This window comes from Streptomyces durbertensis (assembly GCF_014156695.1).
Classification (GTDB): domain Bacteria; phylum Actinomycetota; class Actinomycetes; order Streptomycetales; family Streptomycetaceae; genus Streptomyces; species Streptomyces durbertensis.
This window is the reverse complement of record NZ_WMLF01000170.1, coordinates 1-10,765: the sequence shown is the minus strand read 5'-3', so window position 1 is coordinate 10,765 and position 10,765 is coordinate 1. Positions and strand designations below refer to the sequence as shown.

6 protein-coding genes and 1 pseudogene are annotated in these 10,765 nt (G+C 72.7%); 3 read left to right on the top strand and 4 right to left on the bottom strand.

Annotation, left to right across the window (positions count from 1 at the left end; all coding sequences use genetic code 11):
• Nucleotides 1-158: 158 nt before the first annotated feature.
• Both greA and GL263_RS13455 read right to left on the bottom strand, forming a co-directional pair.
• Nucleotides 159-656: a transcription elongation factor GreA gene (greA, locus tag GL263_RS13460; RefSeq protein WP_182855919.1), complete on the bottom strand. Its 498-nt coding sequence runs from the start codon at nucleotides 654-656 to the stop codon at nucleotides 159-161.
• 190 nt (nucleotides 657-846) lie between these two features.
• A complete protein-coding gene (locus GL263_RS13455) occupies nucleotides 847-1,293 on the bottom strand; it encodes a DUF4307 domain-containing protein (protein WP_438947954.1) in 447 nt (148 codons plus the stop codon).
• Nucleotides 1,294-1,451: 158 nt separating this feature from the next.
• On the opposite strand from GL263_RS13455, the gene mca reads away from it, so the two are divergent.
• The 3 genes from mca (at nucleotide 1,452) to GL263_RS13440 (ending at nucleotide 6,053) form a co-directional block, all read left to right on the top strand.
• Nucleotides 1,452-2,324 (top strand): mycothiol conjugate amidase Mca, encoded by an 873-nt coding sequence (gene mca, locus GL263_RS13450; protein WP_182855920.1) that lies wholly within the window; start codon nucleotides 1,452-1,454, stop codon nucleotides 2,322-2,324.
• A 4-nt stretch (nucleotides 2,325-2,328) separates the two neighbouring features.
• On the top strand, nucleotides 2,329-2,565 hold the full coding sequence (locus GL263_RS13445; protein WP_182855918.1) for a hypothetical protein: 237 nt from the start codon (nucleotides 2,329-2,331) through the stop codon (nucleotides 2,563-2,565).
• Between the two features lie 233 nt (nucleotides 2,566-2,798).
• Nucleotides 2,799-6,053, top strand: a complete 3,255-nt coding sequence (locus tag GL263_RS13440; RefSeq protein WP_323379382.1) for a S8 family serine peptidase — start codon at nucleotides 2,799-2,801, stop codon at nucleotides 6,051-6,053.
• A 105-nt stretch (nucleotides 6,054-6,158) separates the two neighbouring features.
• Here GL263_RS13440 and GL263_RS13435 read toward each other — a convergent pair whose 3' ends face one another.
• Nucleotides 6,159-9,524, bottom strand: a complete 3,366-nt coding sequence (locus GL263_RS13435) for a tetratricopeptide repeat protein (protein WP_182855916.1) — start codon at nucleotides 9,522-9,524, stop codon at nucleotides 6,159-6,161.
• 43 nt (nucleotides 9,525-9,567) lie between these two features.
• A pseudogene (locus tag GL263_RS13430) lies at nucleotides 9,568-10,765 on the bottom strand (hypothetical protein); the annotation flags it as partial.

Here is a 10,765-nt window from a genome sequence, read left to right as displayed (position 1 = left end):
TGACGATGTACACCGGCGTCTCACCGTCCCGGCACTGCACGACGTGGCTGCCCGGGGCCGGCACCCCGCCGGGGTCCCCGCGGTGCGGGAGTCGCACCCGCTCCACCACCAGCGTGCCGGGAAGCGGTCGCCCGGCCCCTCGTCACGTGTCGCCTGCCTCAGCCGCCGTACGGCTTGGCCTCCAGGATCTTCACCGAGGCCCGCTTGCCGTTGGGCAGCTCGTACGCGGCCTCGTCGCCGACCTTCTTGCCGTTGACCCCTTGCCCCAGCGGGGACTGCGGCGAGTACGTCTCCACCTCGGAGCTGGCGTACTCGCGCGAGCCGAGCAGGAAGGTCAGGGTGTCGTCCGGGTCGCCGTCGAAGGCGATCGTCACGACCATGCCGGGCTCCACCACGCCGTCGTCGGCGGGGGTCTCACCGACCCTCGCGCGCTCAAGGAGCTGCTGTAGCTGCCGCACCCGCAGCTCCTGCTTGCCCTGCTCCTCCTTGGCGGCGTGGTAGCCGCCGTTCTCCCGCAGGTCGCCCTCTTCACGGGCCGCCTCGATCTTCTTCGCGATCTCGGTACGTGCGGGACCCGACAGGTAGTCCAGCTCGGTCTTGAGCTGGTCGTACGCCTCCTGGGTCAGCCAGGTGACGTTGTCGCTGGTCTGGGTCACAGGTGCTCCTTGCAGGTACTCGGGATATAAAGCAACGCCCTGCCCTGAAGGTTGCGGTCCTCCCGGGCGGGCGAAACATCGAGCTTAACAATTCCAGCGTAAAACGGAAGAAGGTGCAGCAGGAAGTGTCGGCCCGGCCACTGTCCGTGGCCGTCCGTCTCGGCGGCCCGAGGGCCCGCGGGCGCGGCGCTCAGCGGTCGCTGGGGCGGCAGCCGATCAGCTGCGCCGAACCGGCGCGCGCGGTGGTGCGGATGGAGACGATCTCGTCCAGGCGCTTCACCGGCTGGTCGAAGGTGAACTCGCGGCGGCCCACCTCGGCCTTGTCGGTGGTGAGGGCGCGCACGGTGCACACGCCCGTCACGGACTCGCCCTTGCGGACCTCCAGATGGGCTCGCACCTCCTCGTCGGAGGTGATCTGGAACTTGATGAGCTCGGCGCTGATCTCGTTGCCGGAGGTGATGTGCGCGTAGCCGAACCAGCCGATCATGGCGAGGAAGGCCGTGCCGAGCACCGCGCCGAGGATCTTCAACCGGCGGTCCGCGCGGGCGTCCCGTGCGGCGGTGTCGCCGTAGCGGCCGGGGGGCGGCGACTGGGGGGCGGTCCCGTCCCGGGAGTCGGCCTGGCTCACGTCGGTCACGTCCTCGGCGGTGGTGCGGCGCGCCCGCCCCGGAGACGGCCGGCGTGCGGAACGCGAGTGCGGACTGTCAGTGGGATGAAGGAATATATCCCCACACTCATCGGTCACTATAGAAGCCGTCTTCCGCGACACCTTACCGAGGACCCGCCTTGACTGTCTTGACAGACCAGCTGCGACTCATGGCCGTGCACGCCCACCCCGACGACGAGTCGAGCAAGGGCGCGGCGACCATGGCCAAGTACGTTTCGGAGGGAGTGGACGTACTCGTCGCCACGTGCACGGGCGGCGAGCGGGGCTCCATCCTCAACCCGAAGCTCCAGGGGGACGCCTACATCGAGGCGAACATCCACGAGGTCCGCCGCAGGGAGATGGACGAGGCGCGGGAGATCCTGGGTGTGCGCCAGGCGTGGCTCGGCTTCGTGGACTCGGGTCTTCCCGAGGGTGACCCGCTGCCGCCGCTGCCGGAGGGCTGCTTCGCGCTCCAGGACGTGGAGGAGGCCGCCGGGGCGCTGGTGAAGCTGATCCGCGAGTTCCGTCCGCACGTGATCACCACGTACGACGAGAACGGCGGCTACCCGCACCCGGACCACATCATGACGCACAGGATCAGCATGGTGGCCTTCGACGCCGCCGCCGACCCGGACCGCTATCCGGAGGCCGGCGAGCCGTGGCGCCCGCTGAAGCTCTACTACAACCAGGGCTTCAACCGGCCGCGCACGCAGGCGCTGCACGACGCGATGCTCGAGCGGGGTCTCGAGTCGCCGTACGGGGAGTGGCTGCAGCGGTGGGACGAGTTCCAGCGCAAGGACCGCGAGCTGACGACGTACGTGCCGTGCGCCGAGTTCTTCCCGCTGCGGGACAAGGCGCTCATCGCGCACGCCACCCAGATCGACCCGGACGGCGGCTGGTTCCGGGTGCCGATGGAGGTCCAGCAGGAGGTCTGGCCGACGGAGGAGTACGAGCTGGCCAAGTCCCTCGTCGAGACGTCCCTCCCCGAGGACGACCTCTTCGCAGGCATCCGCGACAATTGATGCCATGACTACCTCGGTGACCTTCGCACACGCCGCTGACCTGGTTCTTCTCGCCGACACCTTCGACGAGAACAAGGTGACGCCCGGCGTGCTCGGCTTTCTTGTCTTCGCGGTCATGGGCCTGGCGGTGTGGTGGCTGATGCGTTCCATGACGCGCCGCATGGAGGCGGTGCGGGGTCGCGAGTTCCCGGTCGCCGAGAAGGGCGCCGCCGCCACCGGCGGCGACCGCGACACCGACTGACGTACGGCCCTCGGAGCACCCCGCGGGGGTGGTGCCGAGGGCCCCGGGTCCCGGGCGTTGTTCCCCACGGGCGGGCCCGGACGGTGTTGTGGCAGTTCTGTGACATCAACTTCCCCCGCGGCATGCATACTTGCCGCAACGAGGGTTCTGACCACCCTCTTCACCTCGTTCGATGGTGAATGACCTCACCTGGGGGAGAGTTGACAAGTAAATCCAGAATGGGTGCCGCCTGCGTGTCCGCGGTGGCAGTGGCGACGGCCGTCACGCTGACGGTCGGCATGGCCGCACCGGAGTCCGCAGGGGCGGGCTGGAAGGCCGGTACGACGCCGGTCCAGGCAGGGGGCGACGCCCAGAAGGGCGCCAAGGTCCGGAGCGTGACGCTCATCACGGGCGACCGGGTCCTGGTCGGTTCGCGCGGCAAGGTCGTCGGCTTCCTGCGCGCCGAGGGGCGGGAGAACATACCCGTCCAGACCCGGCGAATAGGCAAGCGGACCTACGTCATCCCGGCCGACGCCCAGCGGCACATCGCCGCGGGCAAGGTCGACATCGCGCTGTTCGACATCACCGAGCTGAAGCGCAAGCAGTACCGCGCGGTGGCCGGCACCGGTGTGCCGTTCATCGTCACCTACAAGGGCAAGAGCCCGGCCGCGAAGAGCCGGCTGCGGGCCGCCGCCGACCCGGAGATCCGGGCCTCCCTCGACGCGGTGAACGGCGAGGCCGTCACCGTCTCCGAGGACGACGCCTCCGCCGCCTGGAAGGCGCTGACCGGCGGGTCGGGAGTGGAGACGATCTCCCTCGACCGCGTCCGCAAGGTCGCCCTGGACAAGAGCGTCGCGCGGATCGGCGCGCCGACCGCCTGGCAGGCCGGCTACGAGGGTGAAGGCGTCCGCATCGCGGTCCTGGACACCGGCATCGACACCTCGCACCCCGACCTCGGCGGTGGCAAGGTCGTCGCCGCCCGGGACTTCAGCGGCTCCGGCAGCACCCGCGACCGTCAGGGCCACGGCACGCACGTCGCCTCCACCGCGGCGGGCACCGGCGCCAAGTCCAAGGGCCGCTACAAGGGCGTCGCCCCCAAGGCCCAGCTGATCAACGCCAAGGTCCTCGACGACCAGGGCTACGGCATGGACTCCGGCATCATCGAGGGCATGGAGTGGGCCGTCGCGCGGGGCGCGAAGGTCGTCAACCTCAGCCTCGGCGGCTACGACCTTCCGGGCATCGACCCGATGGAAGAGGCCGTCAACCGGCTGTCCGAGACGAGCGGCGCGCTGTTTGTCATCGCCGCCGGCAACGAGGGCCCCGGCAAGAACACGATCTCCTCGCCGGGCAGCGCCGACTCCGCGCTGACCGTCGGGGCGGTCGACCGCCGCGACCGGGTCGCCGAGTTCTCCTCGATCGGCCTGCGCACCGGCGACGGCCACCTCAAGCCCGACATGACCGCGCCCGGCGTGGACATCGGTGCCGCGGCCGCCAAGGGGAGCGCGATCGAGCAGGAGGGGACCCGCGTCGCCGACGGCTACACGGCGATCTCCGGCACCTCGATGGCCACCCCGCACGTCGCCGGCGCCGCCGCGCTGCTCGCGCAGCAGAACCCGGACTGGACCGGTGAGCGCATCAAGGCCGCGCTGACCAGCTCCACCAAGCTCAGCGCCGGCTTCAGCGCCGTCCAGCAGGGCTCCGGCCGGGTCGACATCGCCCGCGCCACCCGGCAGACCGTGATCGCGGAGACCCCGTCGGTGAGCTTCGGCACCACCGCGTGGCCGCACCATGACGACAAGCCGGTCAACCGCGACGTGACCTACCGGAACCTCGGTACCAAGGACGTCACGCTCAACCTGGCCACCGAGACCCACGGCCCGACCGGCAAGGCTGCCCCGAAGGCGATGTTCTCGCTGGGCGCGCGGCAGGTGACGGTCCCGGCCGGCGGCACCGCCTCGGTCCGGCTGACCGCCGACACCACGCACGGCGGCAAGCTCGACGGCGCCTACAGCATGTTCGTCACCGCGACCGGCGGCGGGCAGACCGTGCGCACCGCGGCGGCCGTGAACCGCGAGCCGGAGTCCTACGACCTGACCCTCCGCCCGATCGGCCGTGACGGCAAGCCGGCCAAGGAGTGGATGGCCGCGATCGTGAGCGAGGAGGACTGGTTCTTCCTCGACAGCTCCATGGGCATCGACAAGATGCGTCTCCCCAAGGGCCGTTACTCGGTCGAGTCGGCGATGCCGATCGGCAAGGACGGCAGCAAGGGCTACGACTGGCTGGTCTCGCCGGTGGTGAACCTCACCAAGAAGACCGCGGTCACCCACGACGCGCGCAAGACCAAGCCGATCACCATGACGGTGCCGGACAAGAAGGCCAAGTCGTTCGCGGTCAGAGCCAGTTACGAGATCGAGAGCAAGTCGTACTACAACGCCAGTGCCTTCGGAGCCCCCGCGGGTCTGCGCACCGCGCAGGTCGGCAAGGTCCCGGCCGGCTACACCCTCAACGCCACGGCCCAGTCGGTGCACGTGCGCGGCACCAACGAGTACCACGTCGCCCACGCCCGCAAGGGCAGCTTCTACACCGGTCTGAAGCTGGACACGAAGAAGAGCCAGCTGGCGACGATCAAGACCCGGATGGGTTCCTCGGTCGGCAAGCGTGACGGCGTGCTGTTCACGATGCCGTCGACCACCTGGTCGGCGACGGGCACCGAGTACAAGCTGCCGAAGACCGCCACGGTCCACGTGCGGGCCGACAAGAAGACCGCGTGGAGCCAGTCGTTCCTCCAGGTCAACTACAAGGCCGACGCGCTGGAGGCCGCCTACGACGGCCCCGAGCGTGTGCTCACCGCGGGCAAGTCCTACAGCCAGACCTTCAACACCGGCGTCTACGGCCCGATGCTGAAGAAGTACGACGGCCTGTTCCGCGACGGTGACATGCTCTACGGCAGCACCAACCCGCTGGCCGACGGCGCCGGCAACTACGGCGGCAGCGAGTACAGGTCGGCGAAGACGACCCTGTACCGCAACGGCAAGGTCTACAAGGTCGAGAAGGACCCGATGGACTTCGTCGCGTTCCAGCTGCCCAAGGGCAAGGCCGACTACCGTCTGGTGACGACGGTCAGCCGCAGCGGTGTGGCCGCGGTGTCCACCAAGGTGACCAGCTCCATCAGCTTCACCTCGGCGCGCACCAAGAGCGACACCAAGGTGGCGGCGTCCGCCGTCCGCTACGCCCCGAAGCTCGGCCTTGACAGCCGGGCCAAGGCCGGCGCGACGCTGAGCGTCCCCGTGAAGGTGCAGGGTTCGGCCGCGGGCAAGAACCTGAAGTCGCTCAGGATCGAGGTCAGCGTCAACGGCGGCAAGAGCTGGAAGAAGCTCACCGTCAGCAAGGGCGCGGTGAAGGTCAAGAACCCGAAGGCCGGCAAGTCCGTGTCCTTCCGGGCCAAGATCGTGGACAAGAAGGGCAACACCACGAACCAGACCATCATCGACGCCTACCGCACCAAGTGAGTGAACGCCCGGTGCCGGAAGCGGCACCGGGCGGAGCGGTGAGCAGAGAACCGGGGCGCGGCCGACTGGCCGCGCCCCGGCGCTTTTTCCGCAACCCCGGGCCGGTCAGGCGACCTCGGTGGCGATCACGTCGCGGGCCTGCCGGCTCGGGACCATCCCCAGGTCCCACGCCTGCCAGCCGTCCTCCGACTCGACGCCGCGCTCCAACATCAGCGCGTACGCCTCGGCGCTCTCGGTCAGCGCGTGGTCCCGGGCCGGATGGCGCTCGCGCAGCAGCTGCGCCAGCTCCTCCTGGGCGACCGCGACCCCCACCACGGCCCCGCCCGGCGAGGCGAAGGGCAGCAGCGTGCAGCGCAGGAAGCGCGCCCAGTCCGCGCCCCGCAGATCGGGGACGCGTCCCGGCGTGCTCCGCACGGCCTCACCGGAACCGGAACCGCCACCGGAACCGCCACCGGACGCCGACCCGGCACCGGTGAAGAGCCGCAGCGCGTCGTCGGTGAGGTCCAGGGCCTGGCGCAGCTTGCCGTTGCCCGCGTCGGTCACCGCCAGCTCCAGACACGACCACGCCTCGTGGTGCGCCACCCCGACCCGCTGGAAGTCGCTGCGGGCGTCCTGCAACAGCTGCCGGGCGAAGCCGCTGTTGTGCAGGTTGCCGGTACGCGCGGCCCGCTGGTCGCGGGTGACCCGGCCCAGGTGGTGGCGGGCGCACGCCAGCCCGTACACGTCCCGCATCCGGCTGAAGCTCGCCCGGGCCCGTTCCAGCTCCTGCACCGCGCTGTCCCGGTCGCCGTCCTCCTCCAGTGCGAGCCCCAGGTAGTACAGGCTCCACGCCTCGCCGCGCGCGTCCTCGCTCTCCCGGTGCCTGGCGAGGGCCGCGTGCAGCTCCTCCACCGCCTCGCCGGCCTCCCCGCCGTACAGCCGGGCCCGGGCGAGCTGCGTCTGCGCCCACGCCTGGCCACGGCCGTCCTGCGTGCGCCGGTAGTCCTCCAGGGCCTGGTGCAGCTCCGCCTCGGCGCTGGTGAGGTCGCCGACGCGCAGCAGCGTCTGGCCGAGCTGGTAGTGCGCCCAGGCCTGGCCGTGCAGGCTCTCGCTCTCCTCGTGCAGGGCCAGGGACTCCCGCAGCATGCCCAGCGCCTCGGTGATCTGGCCGCGGTCCCGCTGCACCGCGGCGAGGGCGTGCAGTGTCCACGCCCGGTCGCCGCGCAGCGCGTCGCCGGTCTGGAGGTCGAGCGCCTGCCGCAGCTTGCTCGCAGCCTCCGCCAACTGGCCCTGGTGGTGCAGGGTGACGCCGAGTTCGCGCAGCGTGCGGGCGGCGCCGGCCGGGTGCTCGGCCTCCAGATAGAGGTTGACCGCCGACGCCAGGGTGGTGTGCGACTGGTCGAGTTCACCGAGCTGCCGGGCCGCGACACCGGTACGCCACTGCACCGAACGGGTGAGCAGCCCCCGGTCCACGGCCTGCGCGAGATCGTTCAGCTCGCCCAGCCGGTAGAGGTCGCCGCGCAGCAGGCAGTAGTCGCACAGCGCGCCCAACAGGTGGGACACGGCGGCCTGGTCGACGCCCTCGTCGGCGTGCCGCAGCGCCGCCGTGATGAAGCTCGACTCGTCGTCCAGCCAGCGCAGCGCCGACTCCAGCGAACGGAAGCCGTGCCCGCCGAACTGGTTGGCCCGGGTGGAGGTCTTGCCGTCCACCATGCGGATCACGGCGTCGGCCAGCTCCGCGTACGAGCGGATCAGCCGCTCCTGGGCGGCGCCCCGCTCCTCGGCGACCTCCTCGTCCAGCAGCCTGGCGAGCGCGAAGTGCCGTACCAGGCCGTGCAGTCGGTAGCGGTTGCCGCGTACGTGCTGGATCAGCCCGGCGGTGGCCAGGGCCTCCAGCCGGCGGGCCGCCTCCCGCTCGTCGGTGGCGAGCAGCGCCGCCGCGGCGGCGGCGCCCAGACTCGCCCGGCCGGCCAGCGCCAGCCTCCGCAGCAGCCGGCGCCCCGGCTCCTCCTGGTCCGCGTACCGCAGCGCGAGCGCGCGCTGTACGGGGTCGAGCGCGTCGTCCGGGCCGTAGGCGGCGAGGTCGGCGGCGACGGTGGCCGCCGTGCGGTCGCCGTGCATCGCCGAACCCGCGAGGCGCAGCGCGAACGGCAGCCCGCCGCACAGCTGGGCCACCCGCTCGTAGGCGGCCGCGTCGTACGGCGCCTCGGGCGCCCGGCCCTCGCTCTCGGCGGCCGCCGTCGCGGCGGCCCGCAGCACCTCCTCGGTGCCGGCGCCGTCCAGCGCACCGACCTCCAGGTGGTGCACCCACGCCGCCAGGGTGCCCGGCAGCTCCATCGGCTCGGTCGTGGTGACGACGACCAGGCTGTCGGAGCGCTCCGGCACCAGCGCGGCCACCTGCGCCGCGTCCGTGGCGTCCTCCAGCACGACGGTGACCGGCACGCCGGTGAGCGTGCGCTGGTACAGGTCGGACAGCCTGCGCAACTGCTGCTCGCCGGCGGCGGAGTCGTCGTCCGAGCTGCCCCGGAACAGCAGTTGCTCGCGCGGGGCGCCGAGCCGGTTCAACAGGTGCAGCAGTGCCTCCCTGGTGGAGAGCCGGTTGCCCTCCCGGGTGTCGCCGCGCAGGTCGACGACGCAGGCGCCGCGGAACTGGTCCCGCAACTCGTGCGCGGCGCGCACGGCCAACGCGCTGCGCCCGGCGCCCGGACGGCCGTGCAGCACCACCACCGTCGGCTGGGTCTTCGTGTTCGCGCGGGCCTGGTGCACCCACTGGGCGATCTGCCCCATGGCCTCGCGCCGCCCCGCGAACACCGCGTCGGGCGTGGGCAGATGGCGGAACGACTGCTCCAGCGCGTTGCGCCGCTTCGCCTCCCCGCTGCGGTCCCGCCCGCGCAGCTTGGGCTGCGCCCGGCGCTGCGTCCCGCCGCCGGCCGAGCCGCCGCGCTGCCGGGGCATCACCCGGGGCGCGACCAGCCGCTGCTGCTCCAGGTACGGCCGTACGCCGCGCACGTCGAGCGCGGTCAGCCAGGCCAGCCGCAACTGCTCGACGCCGCCCGGCTGGTTGCGGGCACCCGCGCCGTTCTGCGCCGCCCACAGGTGCGCGAGGAGGATCTGGCCGAGCGCGCCGAGCGCCCCGACGACCGCCACCACCGCCGCCGCGCCCATCGCGCTGCCGAAACCGTGCTCCCGGTCGAAGAGGAGGATCGCCACGCCCGCGGCGAGCACCGCGCCGACCGCTGGTCCCAGCGCCCGGGCGGTGAGGCGCTCGGCGAGGCTCCCGCTGGTCGTGGAGTCCAACGCCCTGACGTAGGCCGCGTACTCCTCCTCGGCGCGGCCCGTCATCTCCGGGAGCGACGCGCGGGCTCTGGAGTAGAGCACCGCGCCGTCCGTCACACCGCCGGAGCGGCGCACCTCCTCCTCGACGGCCTGCGCCAGCAGCCGCTCCACCTCGGCCCGGTCACTCTCTCTCAGCTCGATTGCAGCCCCCGACATCCGTACCCTCTTCCGTTGGACTCAACTCACGCTCAGTCTCGCGTCATTCACCGCGCGCGGCCAGCCCCGGCCGGTCGGCTCCGCCTTCGCCGCGCGCCCTGTCGGCGCCCCGTCCGCCGCCCGCGCCGGCGTGCGGTGCCGGCCGCGCGCCGGTGGCGGCGAGGCGCCGTGCCCAGGCCAGTACCACGCAGGCCAGCAGCGCCAGCCAGGCCGCCGCCGCGAGACCGCCTCCCGCCCTGTACGCCGGCGCGGCGAGCGCCACGACCACCAGCGGTCCGCGAAGGTTCCACAGCAGCACCCCGCCCGCCCCGGCCACGCCGAGCGGCGGCGCCGGACCCCGGTACGCCGTCACCAGGGCGGCCCCGACAAGGGCCGGCACGGTCGCGGGCAGCAGCGGCAGCACAGGGTGCCACAGACCGAGCAGCGCACACCCGAGGAGACCGACCCCCGCGCCGAGCCAGCCGAGCAGTACCGGAACAGCGGCGTGGCGAAGCGCCAAGGACGCATGGGAGAAGGCTAGTTGGGAGGCGCGTCGCGGGTCGTCGCCGTCCAGGCGGGCGCCCTCGGCCGCGTTCAGCGCACCGAGGCAGCCGGCGCCCAGAGCCGTGAGCCCGAGCAGGGCGGCCGGCTCCCGGGCGCCGACTCCGGCGGCCAGCGCCAGCAGCACGACGCCCGCCGCCGACCACAGCGGCGCGACCGCCAGCCGGACGGGGGAGCGCAGCAGTGCGGTCAGATCGCGCCACGGCACAAGCAGCGTCCGCCCGCGAGGTGGCGGCAGGCGACGACGGCGGCGACGCCGGTGATGCACGCCGGTGGTCAGCGCGCGGGCGTTCCGCAGGTCGAAGGCGTACAGCGCGGCGGTCACCCCGAACGCGAGCCGGCCCTGGGCGCGCAACACCCGGGCGGGCACGTCCATCGCCGCGCGCCGGGCGCACCCCAGTGCGCCGGTCGCGCAGAGGACGGTGAGCGCCCCGCCCACCACCCCGGCCCAGGCGGGCACCGCGCCCGCCACCGCCGCCGGCGGCAGGGCGGCCCATCCCCACGGGCCGCTCCACGCCACCGCGAGGCCCCACGCGGCCCGCCCGGAGGCCACCGCCACCGCGGCGAGGACCGCCAGCAGCACCGGGAGCGACCCCGCGAGGTACCACCAGCGGCGGCTCCCGGCGCGGGTCGAGGCCGCCTGGTGCCGCTGCACCACCGCGGCGGCCGCCGTGCACAGCCCGCCCACGGCGGCCCCGCAC

Coding starts and splice junctions, on each gene's coding strand:
- GL263_RS13445 (WP_182855918.1), top strand. CDS start 2,329: ATGACTACCTCGGTGACCTTCGCACACGCCGCTGACCTGGTTCTTCTC.
- GL263_RS13435 (WP_182855916.1), bottom strand. CDS start 9,524: ATGTCGGGGGCTGCAATCGAGCTGAGAGAGAGTGACCGGGCCGAGGTG.